17 protein-coding genes are annotated in these 20,419 nt (G+C 60.5%); 1 reads left to right on the top strand and 16 read right to left on the bottom strand.

Going from position 1 to position 20,419, the window contains the following annotated elements; translation table 11 throughout:
• Positions 1-19: 19 nt before the first annotated feature.
• From C8D72_RS13890 to C8D72_RS13815, 16 genes are all read right to left on the bottom strand, one after another.
• Positions 20-1,267, bottom strand: coding sequence for an aminotransferase class V-fold PLP-dependent enzyme (locus tag C8D72_RS13890; protein WP_115855013.1), 1,248 nt, complete (start codon positions 1,265-1,267; stop codon positions 20-22).
• Positions 1,264-2,589 (bottom strand): Fe-S cluster assembly protein SufD, encoded by a 1,326-nt coding sequence (gene sufD / locus C8D72_RS13885; protein WP_115855012.1) that lies wholly within the window; start codon positions 2,587-2,589, stop codon positions 1,264-1,266. Before sufD ends, C8D72_RS13890 begins: the two co-directional genes overlap by 4 nt.
• Positions 2,586-3,338, bottom strand: a complete 753-nt coding sequence (gene sufC / locus C8D72_RS13880) for a Fe-S cluster assembly ATPase SufC (RefSeq protein ID WP_115855011.1) — start codon at positions 3,336-3,338, stop codon at positions 2,586-2,588. Before sufC ends, sufD begins: the two co-directional genes overlap by 4 nt.
• A 94-nt stretch (positions 3,339-3,432) precedes the next feature.
• The gene (sufB, locus tag C8D72_RS13875) at positions 3,433-4,875 is read right to left on the bottom strand and encodes a Fe-S cluster assembly protein SufB (protein WP_115855010.1); all 1,443 of its coding nucleotides are present in this window, start codon (positions 4,873-4,875) and stop codon (positions 3,433-3,435) included.
• Positions 4,876-4,954: 79 nt separating this feature from the next.
• Positions 4,955-5,422, bottom strand: coding sequence for an SUF system Fe-S cluster assembly regulator (locus tag C8D72_RS13870; RefSeq protein ID WP_115855009.1), 468 nt, complete (start codon positions 5,420-5,422; stop codon positions 4,955-4,957).
• A 175-nt stretch (positions 5,423-5,597) separates the two neighbouring features.
• Entirely contained in the window at positions 5,598-6,893 is a 1,296-nt protein-coding gene (locus C8D72_RS13865; RefSeq protein WP_115855008.1) for an adenylosuccinate synthase, read from the bottom strand.
• Positions 6,894-6,949: 56 nt separating this feature from the next.
• Positions 6,950-8,134, bottom strand: a complete 1,185-nt coding sequence (locus C8D72_RS13860) for an ATP phosphoribosyltransferase regulatory subunit (protein WP_115855007.1) — start codon at positions 8,132-8,134, stop codon at positions 6,950-6,952.
• 173 nt (positions 8,135-8,307) lie between these two features.
• Complete coding sequence (gene hflC, locus C8D72_RS13855) at positions 8,308-9,279, bottom strand: protease modulator HflC (protein ID WP_115855006.1); 972 nt, start codon at positions 9,277-9,279, stop codon at positions 8,308-8,310.
• Positions 9,279-10,532 carry an FtsH protease activity modulator HflK gene (gene hflK / locus C8D72_RS13850; protein ID WP_115855005.1) on the bottom strand — a complete coding sequence of 418 codons (1,254 nt, stop codon included), beginning with the start codon at positions 10,530-10,532 and terminating at the stop codon, positions 9,279-9,281. Before hflK ends, hflC begins: the two co-directional genes overlap by 1 nt.
• 177 nt (positions 10,533-10,709) lie before the next feature.
• Positions 10,710-12,026 carry a ribosome rescue GTPase HflX gene (hflX, locus tag C8D72_RS13845; RefSeq protein WP_115855004.1) on the bottom strand — a complete coding sequence of 439 codons (1,317 nt, stop codon included), beginning with the start codon at positions 12,024-12,026 and terminating at the stop codon, positions 10,710-10,712.
• A 14-nt stretch (positions 12,027-12,040) separates the two neighbouring features.
• Complete coding sequence (gene hfq / locus C8D72_RS13840) at positions 12,041-12,289, bottom strand: RNA chaperone Hfq (RefSeq protein WP_115855003.1); 249 nt, start codon at positions 12,287-12,289, stop codon at positions 12,041-12,043.
• A 119-nt stretch (positions 12,290-12,408) separates the two neighbouring features.
• Positions 12,409-13,353 carry a tRNA (adenosine(37)-N6)-dimethylallyltransferase MiaA gene (gene miaA, locus C8D72_RS13835; protein ID WP_115855002.1) on the bottom strand — a complete coding sequence of 315 codons (945 nt, stop codon included), beginning with the start codon at positions 13,351-13,353 and terminating at the stop codon, positions 12,409-12,411.
• Positions 13,354-13,365: 12 nt separating this feature from the next.
• Positions 13,366-15,351, bottom strand: coding sequence for a DNA mismatch repair endonuclease MutL (gene mutL / locus C8D72_RS13830; protein ID WP_115855001.1), 1,986 nt, complete (start codon positions 15,349-15,351; stop codon positions 13,366-13,368).
• 36 nt (positions 15,352-15,387) lie between these two features.
• Complete coding sequence (locus C8D72_RS13825; protein WP_115855000.1) at positions 15,388-16,863, bottom strand: N-acetylmuramoyl-L-alanine amidase; 1,476 nt, start codon at positions 16,861-16,863, stop codon at positions 15,388-15,390.
• A gap of 70 nt (positions 16,864-16,933) precedes the next feature.
• Positions 16,934-17,419, bottom strand: a complete 486-nt coding sequence (gene tsaE, locus C8D72_RS13820; RefSeq protein WP_245955264.1) for a tRNA (adenosine(37)-N6)-threonylcarbamoyltransferase complex ATPase subunit type 1 TsaE — start codon at positions 17,417-17,419, stop codon at positions 16,934-16,936.
• A 68-nt stretch (positions 17,420-17,487) separates the two neighbouring features.
• Positions 17,488-18,987: an NAD(P)H-hydrate dehydratase gene (locus tag C8D72_RS13815; RefSeq protein ID WP_115854999.1), complete on the bottom strand. Its 1,500-nt coding sequence runs from the start codon at positions 18,985-18,987 to the stop codon at positions 17,488-17,490.
• A gap of 318 nt (positions 18,988-19,305) precedes the next feature.
• On the opposite strand from C8D72_RS13815, the gene queG reads away from it, so the two are divergent.
• A complete protein-coding gene (gene queG, locus C8D72_RS13810) occupies positions 19,306-20,418 on the top strand; it encodes a tRNA epoxyqueuosine(34) reductase QueG (RefSeq protein ID WP_245955282.1) in 1,113 nt (370 codons plus the stop codon).
• Position 20,419: the final 1 nt, after the last annotated feature.

Genomic DNA, 20,419 nt, shown 5'->3' with positions numbered 1-20,419 from the left:
TAGCCCTCTCTGATCATGCTCAATCCCGCACCATGGTCACGACACGCTGCAGGGCATCGACGAAATAATCCACCTCTTCCAGCGTGTTGTACGCTGCAAACGACGCTCGACAGGTGGCATCCAACCCATAGTGATGCATCAGCGGCTGCGCGCAGTGGTGCCCGGTGCGTATGGCCACGCCGAATTGATCGACCAGCAGGCCGATATCCTGCGAGTGGGCCCCATCAACCACAAAGGAGATCACGGCCGCCTTGTGCGGTGCCTCACCGATAATGCGCATGCCATCGATCTCTTTCATGCGTTCGGTGGCATGCTTCAACAGACGCTGTTCCCAGCTCTCCAGCAGCTCAAAGTGAAGATTGGTGACCCAGCGAATGGCCCGCTCCAGCGCAATCACCTCGGCAATGGCAGGCGTGCCCGCCTCGAAACGATGAGGCGGCTCGGCAAAGCGGGTACCGTCCTCGAGACTGACGGTCTTGATCATCTCGCCGCCACCCTGCCAGGGCGGCATCTCTTCCAGCAGGGAGAGACGGCCATAAAGCACGCCGACACCGGTCGGACCATAAAGCTTGTGCCCCGAAAAGGCGTAGAAGTCGGCATCCAGTGACTGTACATCGACGCGCGTGTGCGCCACCGCCTGCGCCCCATCCACCAGAATCCGGGCATCGTGCTCATGCGCGATACGCGCCATTTCGGCCACGGGATTGACCGTTCCCAGCGCATTGGAGACGTGTGAGACACAGACCAGACGAGTTCGCTGTGTAAAGAGTTCCCGATAGGCGGCCATGTCCAGCTCACCGCGCTCATCCACCGGAATGATCCGGATGGTAAGCCCCTTCTCCTGCGCCAGCATCTGCCAGGGCACGATATTGGAGTGATGCTCCAGCCGTGAAATCAGGATCTCGTCACCCTCGACGAGCTGGCTACGACCCCAGCTCTGGGCGACCAGATTGATGGCCTCTGTGGTGCCACGGGTGAAAATGATCTCACGAACATCTTCAGCATTGACGAACTCACGCACGGTGTCACGGCTATGCTCATAGGCCTGCGTGGCTTCATCGGCAAGCCGATGCAGCCCGCGGTGGATATTGGCGTTGTAACGCTCAAAATAATCCACCCAGGTATCCAGCACAGCCTTTGGGGTCTGGGTCGTGGCCGCGTTGTCAAAATAGACCAGCGCCTTGTCCCCATGGACCTTGCGGCTCAGCACGGGAAATTCCGCGCGCAGGGCCTGTACATCCAGCGTGAGTTCGTCGGTCATGCTCATAGCGACGTATCTTCTACCAGGCTTTCGAGATTGAAGCGGTCAGGCAGCTTGCCCGCTACCGCACGTTCGACACGATCCGTCAGCACCCTGTGGTGAATGCGCTCCATGACCTCATTGGCGAAGGCCAGCGTCAGCAATCCGCGCGCCATCTGCTCATCGATGCCACGGGCACGCAGAGCGAAGATGGCGTTCTCGTCCAGCTGACCAGTGGTGGTGCCGTGAGAGCACTGCACATCGTCAGCATAGATTTCAAGCTCGGGCTTGGTATCGATTTCGGCGCGATCGGACAACAACAGGTTGGCGTTGTTCTGATAACCCAGCACCTGCTGCGCATCACGCTTGATATACACCCGGCCATTGAACACCCCGCGGGCACGGCCATCGAGAATACCCTTGTAGTTCTCGTTGGAGTACGTGCGCGGCGCGTTGTGGTTGACCTTGGTGTGGTTATCGATGTGCTGACGATCCTGACCGAAAAAGAGCCCCAGCAGATCCACCGTGGCGTTCTCGTCATTGAGATCGCTGACCAGATCATTGCGCACCACGGCACCACCGAGATTCAGGTTATGCGAGATGAAGTTCGTATCGCGCTTTTGATCCACCTGAATGCTGGCCACGTGATACTCACTCTGGCTCGCTTCCTGCAGCTTGTAGTGCGAAAGCCTTGAGGCCGGCGCCATCTCGATTTCGGTGACGACATTGGTCAGGTTGGCCGCGCCCTGCTCACCTGCATAGTGCTCGATCAGGGTGGCTTCACTTTCGGTGTCACAGTTCACCAGAATGCGCGGATGGCTCATGACCGGCGCGGCGTTGTTGCGCGAGATGAACAGCAGATAGATCGGCTTCTCGACCGCCTGACGCTTGCCGATCGTCACGATGGCGCCTTCCCCGGTCAACGCCGTATTCAACGCGCTGAAGGCCGAAAAATCGATACCGGTGAGATGGCCCAGCTGTTCGCTGACCGCCGGCTGATCGCTTTTCAGCGCCTGAGACAGCGGCGTAATGGCCACGCCTTCGGGCATCGAATCAAGATCGGACAGCTCGGCATTGAAAAGGCCATCGACGAATACCAGCCGGCAGGCATCGATATCGAGCTTGAGTGCGTCATAGCTCGCCTGATCAAGCTCGGCATTGTCAGCCTGACCGAATTCAAGATCGGAAAACCGTGACATGTCGGTATATTTCCACGCCTCATCGCGACGCGTGGGGAAACCGACCGTTTCAAAATAAGAAGCCCCGGCACGGCGCTTTTCAGTGAGCCACTCGGGCTCACCGGCAGGCGCTGCATGCAGACGCTTCATGAGTGTTTCAGGCAGGCTCATGCAGCAGGCTCCTCGACAACCCATTCATAACCGCGCGCTTCAAGCTCTTCGGCCAGGTGACGATCGCCTGACTTGGCGATACGCCCGTCAATCAGCACATGCACCTGATCAGGGGTAATGTGATCAAGAAGACGCTGATAGTGGGTCACCATCAAAATGGCGCGGTTCTCGTCACGCAGCGAATTGACACCGTCGGCCACGACCTTCATGGCATCGATATCCAGGCCGGAGTCGATCTCATCGAGCAGAGCCAGTTTCGGCTGTAGCACCAGCATCTGCAGGATTTCGTTACGCTTTTTCTCACCGCCTGAAAACCCTTCGTTGACGGCGCGATGCAGGAAGCTGGAATCCATCTTCATGAAGCCGATCTTTTCCTTGATCAGTTTCATGAACTCGGGCGCCGGCATTTCCTCAAGCCCCTGCGCCGCACGCTGAGCATTGAGCGCCGACTTGAGCAGATAGATGTTCTTGACCCCCGGAATCTCCACCGGATACTGGAAGCCCATCAGAAGGCCTGCCTGTGCACGCTCTTCGACTTCCATCTCCATGAGATCCTTGCCGTCAAACGTGATGGTGCCCTGAGTGACCTCATAACCATCGCGACCGGCCAGCACGGCTGACAGAGTCGACTTGCCTGCGCCGTTGGGGCCCATGATGGCGTGTACTTCACCGGGATTGATGGTCAGCGTGATTCCCTTGAGAATTTCGCTGCCTTCTACCGTCGCGTGAAGATCCTTGATCTCGAGCATGTTGTAACCCTGATTCTGTAATGATGCGCCGCCGGGCGGCTACACGAAAATTGCCAGTACGGGCGGCCATCGACGCCGCCCGCATCAACTGTTATTAGCCAACCGAACCTTCAAGCGTCACGCTGAGCAGCGCCTCGGCTTCTACCGCAAACTCCATCGGCAGCTCCTGGAAGACATCCTTGCAAAAGCCGTTGACGATCATGCTGACCGCGTCTTCTTCCGAAATACCACGGCTCTTGCAGTAAAAGAGCTGATCATCACCGATCTTGGAGGTGGTTGCCTCGTGCTCGATGGTCGAGCGGCTGTTACCGATCTCCTGATAGGGGAAGGTATGGGCACCGCACTTGTCACCGATCAGCAGCGAATCGCACTGGGTGAAGTTACGGCTGCCGGTCGCGCGCGGCGAGACCTTGACCAGTCCACGATAGGACTGATTGCTTTTGCCGGCAGCAATCCCCTTGGAGACGATGGTTGACGAGGTGTTCTTGCCGATATGGATCATCTTGGTGCCGGTATCGGCCTGCTGACGCCCGTTGGTCACGGCCACCGAGTAGAACTCGCCTTTGCTCTCGTTGCCACGCAGCAGGCACGACGGATACTTCCAGGTGATGGCAGAACCGGTCTCTACCTGTGTCCAGCTGATGCGCGAGCGATCGCCACGGCAGTCACCACGCTTGGTCACAAAGTTGTAAATACCGCCCTTGCCGTCCTCGTCGCCGGGATACCAGTTCTGAACGGTGGAGTATTTAATGTAGGCATCTTCCAGTGCCACCAGCTCGACCACGGCCGCGTGCAGCTGGTTTTCATCACGCTGCGGCGCCGTGCAGCCTTCCAGATAGGAGACCTGGGCACGCTTGTCGCACACGATCAGCGTACGTTCGAACTGACCGGTATTGGCGGCATTGATACGGAAGTAGGTCGACAGCTCCATCGGGCAGGTCACGCCTTCGGGGATATAGACAAACGAACCGTCAGTGAAAACCGCTGAGTTGAGCGCGGCGAAGTAGTTATCTCCCTGCGGCACGACCGTGCCCAGATACTGGCGTACCAGCTCGGGATATTCACGGATGGCTTCCGAGATCGAGCAGAAGATGACACCGGCCTCGGCAAGCTTTTCCCGGAAGGTCGTGGTCACGGAGACCGAGTCAAAGACAGCGTCCACGGCGACACCGGCAAGCGCTGCACGCTCATGCAGCGGAATCCCCAGCTTCTCATAGGTTTCCAGCAGCTTCGGATCGACTTCGTCCAGACTCTGGGGACGGTCTTCCGGCTTTTTGGGCGCGCTGAAATACGAGATGGCCTGGTAATCGATCGGCGGGTAGTCCAGATGCGCCCAGGAAGGCGACGTCATCTTGAGCCACTGATGATAGGCCTCGAGACGCCAGTCCAGCATCCACTGCGGCTCGCCCTTTTTCTGCGAGATAAAGGCGATAACACTCTCATCGAGCCCGGGCGGCACCGTATCGCTTTCGATATCGGTCACAAATCCCTGCTTGTACTCGCGACGAGCAAGCTGCTCCATTGCTTCGGTTGCCATGATCCTCTCCCCTCAAACGGGTACTGTTCGTCTCATCGGTCGTTGGTCAGAACCGTCGTGTTATATCGTCTGCGGTCCGTCAGATGCCCCGTGCCTCACTGAGTGCCACACTCTGTATGGGCAGCTGTACGGGCAATTTAATCGGCGCATCGTGCGCCAGATCGGCCAGTGTGACACTGTCAAGCAACTGACGTACGGCCAGCGACACGCGCTGCCAGTTGCTGGCCACGCCACAGCTGGACATCAGATCGCAGTCACCGTGGCCATGGCTGCACTCGGTCATGGCCACCGGCCCCTCGATGGCGGTGATGATGTCGCGCACCGTAATGGCACTGGCACTGCGTGACAGCCGATAACCGCCGTTGACGCCGCGCTGCGACGTCAAAAGCCCGGCACGCAGTAAAAGCTTGAGTGTCTTGCTGACGGTGGGTCGAGGCAGTCCGACGCGATCGGCAATATCGGCAGCAGCATGCGAGCAGTCGGGATGACGCGATATCTGCGCCATCACCACCGCTCCGTAATCGCTCATTTTCGACAGCTTCAGCATGTCGGCCTCTTGCCTGACTGATTGCGTACTATTTTAGTCCTCATTACAGGCGGTGTGAACCCACTTCCTTGCCAATCAGTATGATAGCTTAAGGCTTTGATGCCTCTGACACGGTGACCCGACACTAAAAATCCCTGATGAATCATCAGGGATCGGAAGGCAGTCACGTCACGGCTCAGCTGTCGAAAGGGTTGCGCAGAACAATGGTTTCAACGCGATCCGGACCCGTCGAGATGATATCGATGGGCGTACCGATCTGTTCTTCAAGGAAGCTGATATAGGCGCGCGCATTGGCGGGCAGTTCGTCGAGCGTGCGAGCCCCGACGGTGGATTCACGCCAGCCCGGCAGATCACGATATTCAGGATTGATCGCCTCGTAGCCTTCGCTGTCCACCAGGTTATCGATCAGTTCGCCATCCTTGGTGCGATAGCCGACACAGACACGGATGTTTTCGAGCCCATCAAGCACGTCGAGCTTGGTCAGACACAGCCCGGAAATCGAGTTGATCTGCACGGCATGACGCAGTGCCACGGCATCGAACCAGCCGCAGCGGCGGGCACGACCGGTGTTGGAGCCAAACTCGTGGCCATGCTCGGCCAAGTGGCGTCCGAACTCGTCGAAAAGCTCGGTAGGAAACGGGCCGGAGCCGACACGGGTGGTATAGGCCTTGGTAATCCCCAGCACGTAATCCAGATAGAGCGGTCCCACGCCGGAACCGGTGGCCGTGCCGCCGGCCGTGGTATTGGAGCTGGTCACGTACGGATAGGTACCGTGGTCAATATCCAGAAGCGATCCCTGAGCGCCTTCGAACATGATGTTCCTGTTCTGCTTTCGCAGGTCATGCACGAAGGAGACCGTGTCGCAGATCATCGGGCGCAGCTCTTCGGCCATGGCCATGGCCTGGTCCAGCACTTCCTGGAAGTCCACGGCGGGCTCGCCGTGATAGCGGGTCAGGACGAAGTTGTGATAGTCGAGCACTTCTCCGAGCTTGCTGGCAAAACGCTCGCGATGCAGGATATCGCCAAGGCGCAGGCCACGCCTCGCCACCTTGTCTTCATAGGCCGGCCCGATACCCCGACCGGTGGTGCCGATCTTGGCCACGCCGCGAGCCTTTTCACGCGCGACATCGAGCGCCACGTGATAGGGCAAAATCAGCGGACAGGCCGGCGACAGCCGCAGCCTTTCACGCACAGGCACACCACTGTCTTCCAGCTCGGCCATTTCGCTGAGCAGAGCTTCCGGTGACAGCACCACGCCGTTACCAATGACACAGGTCACGTCGGGACGCAGGATGCCCGAAGGAATCAGGCGCAGGATCGTTTTTTTGCCATCGATGACCAGCGTATGCCCGGCGTTATGCCCGCCCTGAAAGCGAACCACGGCGGACGCCGATTCTGTCAGCAGATCGACGACCTTGCCCTTGCCTTCATCGCCCCACTGCGTGCCCAGTACTACGACATTCTTGCCCATTGTTTCATCTCTGATTCAAAGGCCTGCCCGGAACGGGCAGACACCGGGTGTCAAATTCAGTTGGCGAGCGGCTCAACCTGCCAGGCGCCATCACGATGGATAAGCTGACGATCGCAGAAATGGGCCAGCGCATCGGTGGACTGTCCCGGTAACTGCTGAACAACCCGCTCGCCAGCATCGCGCAGCGCATGAATACGCTGGCTCAGGCCATTATCATCATCCGTGGGCGCCCAGATACCATCATGGGAAGGCGCGCGCTGGCAAAGGGTCGCCAGCTGCTTGAGGTCCATGGAACAACCGGTCGCCGGGCGGGGCCGACCGAATGCGCGACCGGTGTCGTCATAGCGACCACCCTTGACCAGCGCCTGACCATAGCCTGGCACGTAAGCGGCAAAGACCAGCCCCGTGTGGTACTGATAACCGCGCAGCTCAGCCAGATCAAAATAGAGCGTGACATCGTCATGAGCGGCGCTCAGAACATTTTGCAGTGACGTCAGCTGATCAAGCGCCTCAATGATGGCCGGCGAGCCATTGGCAAAGACCTTTCGGGCCCGCTCGAGCACTTCAACGCTGCCGTGCAGGCGCGGCAGCTGCTTGAACATGGCGGCAAGCGACACATCCTCGATGTATTGCTCGATCAGCGCATCGACTTCTGATACTGCCTTGCGCTCCAGCGCCTCAAAAATCAGTGACTCGACGTCGTCTTCAAGCCGCGCCTCTTCCGCAAGCGCCCGGTAGATACCGATATGTCCGATGGCCAGATGGACATCATTGGCACCGGCAAAGGACAGGCTCGCCAGGGCCAGTTTCACGATCTCGATATCGGCCTCGATGCCGGCATGGCCGAAAAGCTCAAGTCCTGCCTGCACCGGGCTGCGTCCGCCCTGATGCTCATCGGCTCTGGCTCGCAGCACATGGGCGCAGTAACACAATCGCACCGGCCCCTGACGGCGCAGGGAGTGAGCATCCATTCTGGCCACCTGGGGCGTCACATCAGCACTGGCGCCCATCAGACGACCGGTCAGCTGATCGGTCAGCTTGAATGTCTGTAAATCAAGGTCGGTACCGGCGCCGGTAAGAAGAGAGTCCAGAAACTCCACCGGCGGCGGCATGACCAGGTCGTAACCCCAGCGATAGTAGAGATCCATCAGGCCGCGACGCAGCGACTCCATGCGCAGCGCCTGAGGTGGCAGCACTTCATCCATACCGTCCGGCAGCAGCCAGCGATCAGCAATGGTCATCGAACACGCCCTGACAGAAGTAAAAAAAAGGTGGCCCGGGTAGCCCCGAAACAGGCACCACATCACGGCCATCGACAAACGACAGCCACAAAAAAACCGGGGGAAGCCCCCGGTTGAAGGATACTATCACAACTCGTCAGCGGAGAAATCCCGCCCGGGCATCTTCCCGGAATTCAGGGGGCCGCTGGCGAAGATGTCTCACCGTTGCCCTGCTTGAACAGCTGCAGGAACTGGTTGCTTGCCGGGCTCAACACCATCAGGTCGTCATTACCCTTGAAGCTTTCACGATAGGCCTGAAGTGTGCGATAGAAATCGAAGAAACCGGCATTTTGCTGATAGGCCGCCGAATAGATGGCCGCCGCTGCCGCATCGCCTTCACCGCGCGTGGTTTCAGCAATCTGACGCCCGCTGGCCAGAAGCTCCTGGCGCTGGCGATCGGCATCCGCCATGATCTCTTCGGCCTGACGCGTCCCTTCGGCGCGATAGCCGCGGGCGGCCTGCTCACGCTGCGAGTTCATGCGCTCATAAACCGCCTGGGTGACTTCGCTGGGCAGCTCGATACGCTTGACGCGAATATCGAGAATGCGCACCCCGAGCTCCTGACGCATTGCCTGATCAAGCTGGGAAATTGGATCTACCATGAGCTCATCACGCTCGGTGGCAACATCGCTGTTTTCCTCTCGCACCTTTTTGACGACGTCCTGATTGTCGCTTTGCGTTGCGGGACGCTCACGAACAATCTGCGTCAGTGTCGTCTGGCCGAACTTGTTACGCAGTGCCTCGTCGGTACGCGGCGCAATCAGACGCTCGGCCGCCTGCTCGTTGCCTCGCGTGGCCTCATAGTAAAGTCCCGGATCGATGATCTGCCACTTCACGAACGAATCCACGATAACGGCCTTGGAGTCGCTGGTCAGATAGCGCGTAGCGCTGGCATCCACTGACAGCACACGCGTATCGAAGATCCTGACCGTGTTGAGGATGGGCCATTTGAAGTGCAGGCCGGGTTGAATGTCGTTTTCCACAATCTCACCGAAGCGCAGCTTGATGCCACGCTCGGTTTCATTGATCGTATAAAGGCTGGCGCTGCCAACCCAGGCAAGAATGCCCAGTACGATCACGATGACAAGGGCGCGATTGTTGAACATTAGCGTCCCTCCCGCAGGCTGCTGCGACCGTTGTTTTGCTGCTGATTGCTTCTCATGTGCTCGACGACCTGCTGAGAGAGCTGCTCAAGCTGACGCGCATCCACGTTATTCTGGTTGCTGTCGCTGTTGCGATTGCCGCTGTTATCGCCACGGCCCATCTGGTTGAGTGGCAGAACCGTCACTGCATCATTGCCTTCACCCAGATCCACCAGTGCCTTGGGCGTATTCCCCAGAATCTCGGTCATGGTGTCCAGATACAGACGCTGACGCGTCACGTCGGGTGCCTTCTCATATTCGCCCAGCAGCGATATGAACCGGTTGGTTTCACCCTGGGCATCGGCCACTACCGCTGCCTTGTAGCCCTGCGCTTCCTCGATCATGCGCTGACGCCGACCTTCGGCTTCAGGCAGGATGGCATCACGATAGGCATTGGCACGGTTGATGGTGCGCTGCTGCTCTTCACGGGCGCGGATAACGTCATCAAAGGCATCCTGCACCTGATCCGGCGGTGCCGTGGACTCCATGTTGACCGTCTGGAGCCGGATACCGGTGCCATAGGCTTCAAGATATGACGCCAGCCGATCATAGATATCCCCGGCCAGTTCTTCACGACCGGTGGTCAGGATCTGCTGCAGATCCATGTTGCCCACTTCCTGACGAAGGGCGCTGTCCATGGCGTTTTGCAACGTCATTTCCGGGCCGCGAACGTTGACCAGAAACGCGTGCGAGTCCGAGACCACATACTGGGAAGAGATACTGACACGCACGATGTTTTCATCACGCGTCAGCATGGAATCCGTCTGACTGGCAGAGCGGATACGGGTCACATTGACGCTTTCCACCCGATCAACCAGCGGCGGGTTCCAGTGCAGGCCCGGACCGAGGGTATTGGTATATTTACCAAAACGGAAAACAACACCGCGCTCGGACTGATCGATCAGGTGAAAACCCGATCCCGCCCAGACAACGATACCCACAATCAATACAACGATCGGCAGCAACAGGGCACTACGGCCGCTGCCACCGCCCTGGTTGCCACCGTTGTTGTCATCACCGCCGTTGACCGAGCGAAGCTGACGACGGCCCAGCAGCCCGTTGAGCTTGTTGCGCAGTTTCCTGATGACTTCATCAAGATCAGGAGGTCCACCACCCTGGTTATTATTGCCACCGCCGCTACCACCGCGGCGATCACCACCACTCCAGGGGTCCTGCTGGTTATTGTTGCCGCCACCACCAGGCTCATTCCAGGCCATACATCTTCTCCACTGGGCAAGAGTTGCGAAACGCCAGTCTCATAACATCATTACGCGCCATTCTTACAGTAGCGCTTTGAATATCCGATCATCCTGATAATGCCGGAAGCGTCCCTATTTGTAACATGTCGTCATGCCAAAGACCTGAAATTCTTCCTGGCATGACGCGGTGGCATTTTATTCCTGCCACTGCTCCCGGCCCTGCTCTGCCTGAGAGAGGTAATCATCCGGGTTTTCATCGGCATGAGAAAGAAGGCGTAACAGATCACGACGCGGCAGTCGAATCTTCAGATGCGTTCTGCCTTCGTCATCGAAGCTTTCTTCCTGAACGGCGTCGTGGGAAAAGAGCTGAGCGCGCAGCCAGCCCTGGGAGGGCTCCAGCATCACCGAGGTTTCCACCAGATCCGTGGCCAGGCGTTCGGAAAGGGCCTGCTCCAGCAGATCGAAGCCTGTACTCTCACGTGCCGAGAGCCAGACGGTGTTCACCTCTTCGCTGGCACTGCGCTCCAGACGGGGTGACATCCCCAGCAGATCGGTCTTGTTCATGACGAGAAGTCTTGGCACTTCACCAGCACCAATCTCGTCAAGCACGGCATTGACCTGTTCGATATGCGCTTCGCGCTGCGGATCGGCAGCGTCGATAACGTGCACCAACAGGCTTGCCTCGGCGGCCTCCTGCAGCGTGGCACGAAAGGCCTCGACCAGCTTGTGGGGCAGGTGACGAATGAATCCTACCGTATCAGCCATGACGATGGGCCCGACATCACTGATCTCAAGACGTCTGAGCGTGGGGTCAAGCGTGGCAAAGAGCTGATCGGCGGCATAGACATCGGCATTGGTCAATGCATTGAACAGCGTCGACTTGCCGGCGTTGGTGTAGCCCACCAGCGAGACCGAGGGAATCTCTGCCCGCGTACGCGAACGGCGATTCTGATCGCGCTGGCTACGAACCCGATCGAGGCGCTTGTGGATCGCCTTGATGCGCCCGCGCAGCAGGCGTCGGTCGGTTTCCAGCTGGGTCTCGCCCGGGCCACGCAGACCGATACCGCCCTTTTGACGCTCAAGGTGCGTCCAGCCGCGCACCAGACGGGTCGACATATATTCAAGCTGAGCAAGCTCTACCTGCAGCTTGCCCTCATGCGTTCTGGCGCGTTGCGCAAAGATATCGAGAATCAGACCGGTACGGTCCAGCACACGACATTGAAGGATCCGCTCAAGATTGCGTTCCTGAGAGGGCGAAAGAGAATGATTGAAGATGGCAAGCTCGGCGTGATGCGTACTCAGCATTTCGCGCAGCTCTTCGAGCTTGCCTTCACCGATCATGGTCTTGGGGCTGGGGGAGCGCCGACTGCCTGTCAGCAGAGCCGCTGGTACGGCACCGGCGCTACGGACCAGCTCCATGAACTCTGAAGCGTCTTCGCGCTCGGTACTGTCCTGGAAATCGATATGTACCAGGACAGCCGTTTCTCCCGAATCGGGACGTTCAAAAAACAATCAGCGCCTCTCTATCAGCTTTCCTGACCGGGCACAGCAGTATCCTGCGCCGGTAAACGGACGTTACGCGCAGGCACTACCGTCGAGATGGCATGCTTGTAGACCATCTGACTGACGGTGTTGCGCAGCAAAATGACAAATTGATCGAAGGACTCGATCTGGCCCTGAAGCTTGATGCCATTGACCAGAAAGATGGAGACGGGGATACGCTCCTTACGCAGGATATTCAGATACGGATCCTGAAGGGATTGTCCTTTGGACATGTGGCTCTCCCAAAATATTAATTGCTGTATGTTTATCGGTTTTTAACTTGCTTTAAGCGCAAGAAAGATCCACGTCCCGGAGGCTCATGTGAGGCTCACTGGTAACCGATCATATTACGCTAAGTGCCGATGTCGCGCACGATTTTCAGTAATCGTGGCACAATCCCGGTCTCCTGCGGGTCAAGCTGTAAAGCGCCCGGCCAGCGCCGCAACCAGGTCATCTGACGCTTGGCCAGCTGCCGGGTAGCGGTTAGCGCCCTGAACGCCATTTGGGGGCAATCATCGCCGCGATCAAGTCCCTCCCACACCTGACGATAGCCCACGCTTTTCATCGAAGGTAAATCCGGACTTAAATCGCCCCGTGCACGAAGTGCTTTCACCTCTTCAACGAAGCCAGCGGCAAACATTTTGTCAAGGCGCTGCTGGATGCGCTCATGCAAAAGCGACCGATTGTTGGGCAATAGCGCAATCGGGTGCGGCGTAAACGGCAGCGTCACGGGCGACTGGCGCGCCCAGTGCGCGCTGAGGGTTTCCCCGCTGGCCCGGTAGACTTCCAGCGCGCGCATCAGACGCTGCGGATCGTTGGGATGAAGGCGCGCCGCGGCTTCAGGATCCACCCGGGCAAGCTCGGCATGCAGCGCTCCGGCCCCCCCCTGCTCTAGCAGCTCGCCCAGTGCCTGACGGATTTCGGGATCTGCCTGAGGCATGTCAGCCGCCCCTTCCGTCAGCAAACGAAAATAGAGCATGGTCCCGCCCACCAGCAGCGGTACCCGGCCCCGAGCGGTAATCTCCTCGATGCATTCAAGGGCATCGTCGCGAAAGGCCACGCCCGAATAGGGCTCGGACGGATCGCGAATATCGATCAGCCGATGCGGTGCACGGGCCAGCTCCTGTGCCGAGGGCTTGGCGGTACCGATATCCATGCCCTTGTAGACCAGCGCCGAATCAACGCTGACAAGCTCGACCCCCAGCTGCTCATGCAGCTCGATGGCAAGGTCGGTCTTGCCGACCGCCGTGGGCCCCATCAGCATGATGACCGGCGGGTGTGAGGCAGCAACGTTCATGAGGTTGTCATCCTACTGTCCGCGCAGAAAAAGACGATCAAGGTCGCGCATCGACATCTCCGTCCAGGTGGGACGCCCATGATTGCACTGCCCGCTGCGCTCGGTGCGCTCCATGTCCCGCAGCAGCGCATTCATCTCCTCGATCTCGAGACGCCGATTGGCACGCACGCTGCCGTGACAGGCCATGGTCGAGAGCAGATCGAAAAGATGATCCCTGACGACCTGACTGCGGCCGTAGCGCTCAAGCTCTTCAAGCATTTCACGTACCAGTGCCTCGACGCTGCCGCCCCGCAACAGCGCCGGCACCTCCCGGACCAATAGCGTTTCAGGGCCTGCCGCCTCAAGGGTCACGCCCATTGCCGCAATCGTTGCCTGCTCGCGCTCGGCAAGCTCGACCTGCGCCTCGCTGACCGACATCGACACCGGCACCAGCAGCGGCTGCGTATCGATGCCCTCGCCCAGATACTGCGCCTTCATGCGTTCATAGGTGATGCGCTCGTGCGCGGCGTGCATGTCCACAACGACCATACCGCGCTCGGTCTGCGACAGTATGTAGACGCCGTGCAGCTGTGCCACGGCGTACCCCAGCGGCGGGGCCCGAGTCGCATCGACCGGCGCCGTCACTGGCGACGCCATGGGATGATCCGAACGGGTCCTTGGCGATGGCACAGCAGGTGTTTCCTGCGCATCGCTGCTGCCCGCCGGCGCATGGGGCGCCAGCAGGCGCTCCTCGTGGTCCGGATGCAGGGCGCGATAACCGGCCATGAACTCGCGAATCTGCTGCTCCCCCGGTCGGCTGCTGCGATACTGCGCACCTTCCGGCCTGCCGTCATTCGAGCTGCTGGAGGCCTGCTCACCAGGCGTTTCATTGAGGGCCATGCGCTGCTGATCGAATCGGGGGGCCGCCTGCGCTGAAGATGTGTCAGAGCCTGAGGGCGCCTCGGGGGCCGGGGCGCTCTGCCCCTGGGGTCTGACCTCCGCCAGCGCCCGATGCAGGCTCGAAAACAGAAAGTCATGTACCAGCCGCCCATCGCGAAAGCGCACTTCGTGCTTGGTCGGATGCACGTTGACATCTACCCCGTGGGCGTCAAGGTCCAGATAGAGCACGAAGACCGGGTGGCGACCGTGAAAGAGCACGTCGCGATAGGCCTGACGCACGGCGTGCGCCACCAGCCGATCACGAATGACCCGACCGTTGACGAAAAAATACTGCTGATCGGCCTGGCTGCGGGTGTGAGACGGCAGCCCCACCCATCCCTTCAGCGCCAGGCCGGTCGCGGCCATGTCGATATGAATGGCATTGTCCAGAAAGCTGCGACCCAGCAGCTGGGCAATGCGCTTTTCCATCACGGCCTGACTGCTGCCGCCCATCAGCTGATGCACGGTTTTCTGATTGTGGCGCAGCACCAGATCGACGTCCTGGCGCGACAGGGCCAGCCGACGAAAGGCCTCCTCCACGTGATTGAATTCGGTCTTTTCGGTGCGCAGAAACTTGCGCCGCGCCGGCGTATTGAAAAAGAGATCGCGCACTGCCACGGTCGTTCCGCGCGGATGGGGCGCCGGTGACAGACGTGGCGTCATCTCGCGGCCTTCTGCCACCACGCGCCAGCCGTTGACCGGATCATCACTGGTATTGGAATACAGCTCGAGTCTCGACACGGCACTGGTCGCCGCCAGCGCCTCGCCACGAAACCCGAGACTGGCCACACCCTCGAGATCGTCCAGCGAGGTAATCTTGCTGGTGGCGTGGCGCGACAGCGCCAGTCCCAGATCATCGTGTTCGATGCCGCTGCCGTTATCGCGCACCCGGATCAACCGACTGCCGCCGGACTCCAGCTCGATCTCGATGCGCGAGCTGCCTGCATCGATGGCATTTTCCACCAGCTCCTTGACGACCGACGACGGGCGCTCGACCACCTCGCCGGCCGCAATCTGGTTGGCCAGACGCGGCGCCAGCGCCTGAATGCGACGGCCGCCGGGGGTTGTGATCTCACTCATTTTCGCCCTTCCGTGTCATGACCGTAGTGATATGGCTCATCGGGGAATCGTCAGCACCTGGCCCAGACGCAGGACATCGGTATCGAGTCCGTTGACCTGACGAAGCGCGGCCAGCGACACATTCTGGCGCGCGGCGATCCCCGAAAGCGTATCACCGGGCTGCACACGATACTCGTTGGATGCCCCTCCGCGATTCTGGTCACGCTGCCAGGCCAGCAGGCTGTCAGGCGGCGGACTGCGCGAGAAGTGCTGTCGAATGCCCTGGGCGATGGCATCGGCCAGCTTCTCCTGATGCGCCGGGGTCTTGAGCAGACGCTCCTCGGAGGGGTTGGTCAGAAAACCGGTCTCGACCAGCAGCGAGGGAATATCCGGCGACTTGAGCACCACAAACCCGGCCTGCTCAACGCGTGAATGAAACAGCTTGTTGAAGTTGGAGACGCGACCCAGCACGTCCGTGCCGGCGGACAGCGAATCGTTGACGGTGGCGGTCATGCTCAGATCCAGCAGCACGCCCCGCAGCACCTGATCCTTGTCATCAAGGTTCAGATCACCATCCACCCCACCAATCAGGTCGGCGCGATTTTCACTCTGTGCCAGCCAGCGGGCGCGCTCGGACGTTGCACCGTGCTGGGAGAGCGCGTAGACGGAGGTGCCGCGGGGCGAGCTGGAACCGCCGGCGTCAGCGTGCACCGAGACAAAGAAATCGGCGTGACGCTCACGGGCAATGCGCGTGCGGCCTCGAAGCGGAATGAAGGTATCGTCACTGCGGGTCATATAGGCCTTGAACCCGGACATGGCATTGAGTTTGGTCTGCACGCGCCGCCCGATCTGGAGAACCACGTTCTTTTCATGGGTGCCACCGGGGCCGGAAGCGCCGGGGTCCTTGCCGCCATGACCGGGGTCCACCACCACGATAATGTCACGCCGCGGATGAGGCTTGGCCTTCTGACGCGATTCAGCGGTCGGCTCATTGCTGACCTGCTCTGCCACCTGCGGGTTCTCTGTCGGTCGACTGCTGGCCAGTTTGCTGCGGGCCGCCTGCTCCTGCTGCTGAATCATGGCCGTAATGGGGTCATCGCCGCCGGAAGAACCCGCTGAACCACCACCGCCCTTCCCGGGCGCCAGATCGACCACCAGCCGATAGCCGTGCCCCCCCCCGGGGGGCAGCTTGAAGGCGTTGGGCGTGGCCTGGCGCTCCAGCTCCACGACCACGCGAAGATCCGTGCCATCGCGCACGCCGGAGCGAACGTCCCTGACCATGCCGCGGCCGTCAACGGCGCTGCCAAGATTCGCGTTCAGGGTAGTGTTGGCCAGGTCGATCACCAGTCGTGACGGGTTATCCAGGGTAAACACATCGGCCTTTGCCTCGCTTGAGAGATCAAAGACCAGACGCGTCCCGTCACTGTCGGTCCATTGCCGAAGCCCCTCAAGCTGTGCGGCCTGAGCGGCGGTGGCCATGACACTCAACATGATCATGGCAAAAAGGGTCAAAAGGGCTGCCGGAAACTTCATCACTGCCTTATCACTGTATTGGTGTTCATGGCGGGTACCTCGGGCAGGCCCGGTAAAAGCCCCGAAGCCATCATGGAATCTCCCGGGAAGACACCGCCAATCGTTGCAGGGCCTGCACCCCGTGATCGCTGCCGGCCTCCAGCACCAGACGTCGCCCCGGCTGGATCAGCGACAGCGTAATGACAACATCGGCAGCCGGCAGCCAGCCTTCACCACGCACCGGCCACTCCACCAGCATCAGCGCCTCATCGGCAAACATGTCGCGCGCCCCAAGAAACTCGAGCTCCTCCGGGTCTCCCAGACGATAAAGATCAAAGTGATACACCCGGCCCCTATCGAAATCATAGGGCTCCACCAGCGTATAGGTCGGACTCTTGACCGCGCCATCATGCCCCAGAGCCCGCAGAACGCCACGCGCCAGAGTGGTCTTGCCGGCGCCCAGTTCTCCGTTGAGATAGACGATGCCACGATACTCAAGCGCCTCGGCCAGCTGGCAGCCAATGGCGACCTGGGCGGTTTCATCGCCGGGTTCAAGGGTAATGGTTGTCTTGCTCACGTTGTCCCACTCTATAACCTGATAAGTGACCTGCGCCGATATCGGCAGGTCGTCATGCCGATGACATCCTATCGCCTGTCGGGATTAGCTCGACGGCGCGCGTAGCATGCCAGATCGCTTGCCAGCAGGCCACGCTCACCATGGTCACTCGCGGCATCATCGGCGGCCAGACCATGAATCAAAACACCACTGGCCGCAGCTTCCAGGGGCGAAAGGCCCTGCACCAGCAGCGAGGCGATCATGCCACCCAGCACATCGCCCATGCCGCCGGAGGCCATGCCCGGGTTACCGAAGGGGCTGATAAAGCAGTTATCGGAGCCTTCACCGCCGACCACCAGCGTCCCGGCGCCCTTGAGCACGATGACACCGCCGTAGCGACGGTGCAGGGCCAGCGCGGCCTGATAGCGATCCTTCTGCACCTCGGCGACACCGCAGTCCAGCAGCATGGCCGCCTCGCCCGGGTGTGGGGTCAGAATCCAGCCATCACGTCGCTCACCGGCGTAGCCTGCCGCCAGCAGGTGAAGGCCGTCGGCATCCACAAGCCGGGGGCCTGCAGCGTTCATGACGGTCTGCATCAGCCCCTGCCCCCAGGCACCCTGCCCCAGCCCCGGGCCGATCAACACGGCAGTCGCCTTGTCGACCAGCGCCTCGATATCCAGACCGTTGCGGGCCTCGCGCACCATCATTTCCGGGCAGCGGGTCAGCGCCGGCGGGATATGGACAGCGGCCGTGGCCAGACTGACCAGCCCGGCGCCCAGCCGCGCGGCGGTTTCGGCGCTCATGATGGTTGAACCGCCAAAGCCGGGCTGGCCGCCGACGACCAGCAGATGCCCGCAGTCGCCCTTGTGGGTGGTTGGACGACGCCGGGTCAGCGTGTCATGAAGCCGCTCGGCCACAAGCAGCTCCCCCGTATACTCACTGGCCGCCAGCGTTGCCTCGGAGACGCTCAAGGGCGCCAGCACGATCTCGCCGGTAACATCGCTCGCCTGCCCGGTATACAGGCCGAACTTGCGCGCGATAAACGTGACCGTCAGATCGGCCTCGACCGTCTCGCCCAGCAGCGCCCCGGTATCGGCGTTCAGCCCCGAGGGGATATCCAGTGACACCACCGGTTGTGAGGCTGAATTAATGCGCGCGATGGCCTCATCAAACGGAGAACGTATCTCGCCCCGGCTTCCGGTCCCGAGCAACGCATCGACAATCACGTCCGTTTCGGGTGCGATCTCATGCCCCTGATGCCAGTCGTCGATATTGACGCCGCTTTCGCGGGCCAGATGTACGGCATCGGCGGCTTCACCCTGGAGTTCATCCGGCGCTCGCAGGGCCACAAGCTGCACATCAAGTCCCTTTTGAAGCGCCAGCGCCGCCACGACATAGCCGTCCCCGCCGTTGTTGCCGCTGCCACAAAACACGCACAGATGTCGTGCCCGCGGCCAGCGTTCAACGATTGCTTCAAGGGCGGCCTGCCCGGCCTGCATCATCAGGGCAAACCCGGGCACACCCTGTGTCACGGTGCGTTGATCCAGTGTTTGTACCTGCTCTGCGCTGTAGAGTCGTGCGTTCGCCATCGTGGCTTTCTCCTTGCGGACCATCCATGTCATTGATTCTTGTCGGACAGGCAGTGTTGTGACCCCGCACACCCGGACGGGTTCCGGGCGCGCACGTCCTGTCATGGCAAAAGAGGCGCTTGCCCCTTTGGTCTGCGGGCCCCTGCGCTGTCATACTAACCCGCTATATACCGTGCCCTTTCTGCCCGGCATCCATCACGTCCCCGTCACACCGAGCCTCGAGGCTCGAATGCCATGACCACTTCAAAGACTGCCAGAGCCGAAAACGCCAGCGCCTCCGCAAGCTCCGACGCCGCCCGGGCGCTTGATCCCGCCGAGATGGCAGACAAACTGCGCATCTGGGCGCGTGAGCTGGGCTTTCAGCAGCTGGGCATCACCGATACCGATCTCGACGCGCACGAGGCCTATCTGAATCGATGGCTCGAGGCGGGCTATCACGGCGAGATGGATTACATGGCACGTCACGGTACCAAGCGTACCCGGCCGGCCGAACTGGAGCCCGGCACGCTGCGTATTATCAGCGTGCGCATGGACTACCTGCCGCCCGAAATCGAGAGTACGCGCGTGCTGGGTCAGCCGGAGCGCGCCTATGTGGCACGTTACGCGCTCGGGCGCGACTATCACAAGCTGATCCGCAAGCGTCTGACCCAGCTGGCCCAGAAGCTGCAACAGGAGATCGGTGACTTCGGCTTTCGCGCCTTTGTGGATTCCGCCCCCGTCATGGAACGCGCGCTGGCGCAAAAGGCCGGCATCGGCTGGTTTGGCAAGAATGCGATGATTCTCAACCCGCAGGCCGGATCACTGTTCTTTCTCGGCGAGCTGTATACCGACCTGCCCCTGCCGGTGGATCAACCCTTCGAGCGCGACCACTGCGGCAAATGCACCCGCTGTCAGACCTGGTGTCCGACCGGCGCCATCGTGGATGACAAGGTGATCGATGCCCGTCGCTGCATCTCCTATCTCACCATCGAAAAGCACGGTCCCATTCCGCTGGAATATCGACGCGCCATGGGCAACCGCGTTTTTGGCTGTGACGACTGTCAGCTCGTCTGTCCCTTCACACGCTTTACGCGCGCCACCCGCGAGCCGGACTTTGCCCCGCGCCACGCACTGGACCGCGCCCGGCTGGTCGATCTGTTCAACTGGAGCGAGCCGGAATTTCTCGAGCATACCCAGGGCAGTGCCATCCGCCGACTGGGCTATGAGCGCTGGCTGCGCAACCTGTCCGTGGGCCTGGGCAACGCGCCCTTTAGTGAAGAGATTGTCGCAGCACTTCGCGCGCGGCTGGCCTGGCCCAGCGATCTGGTACGCGAGCACGTGCGCTGGGCACTGTCAGAGCAGTATCTAAAGCGGGACGAAGGCCGGGAGGTTTCCGAGCCACCGCTGATTGAGGCGGGCTACAGCGATATCATCGCGCGAGCGCCCGCCTGAT

This window comes from Kushneria indalinina DSM 14324, from assembly GCF_003385845.1.
Lineage (GTDB): Bacteria > Pseudomonadota > Gammaproteobacteria > Pseudomonadales > Halomonadaceae > Kushneria > Kushneria indalinina.
The sequence above is the reverse complement of the archived record's forward strand: the minus strand, read 5'-3'. Positions and strand labels throughout refer to the sequence as shown.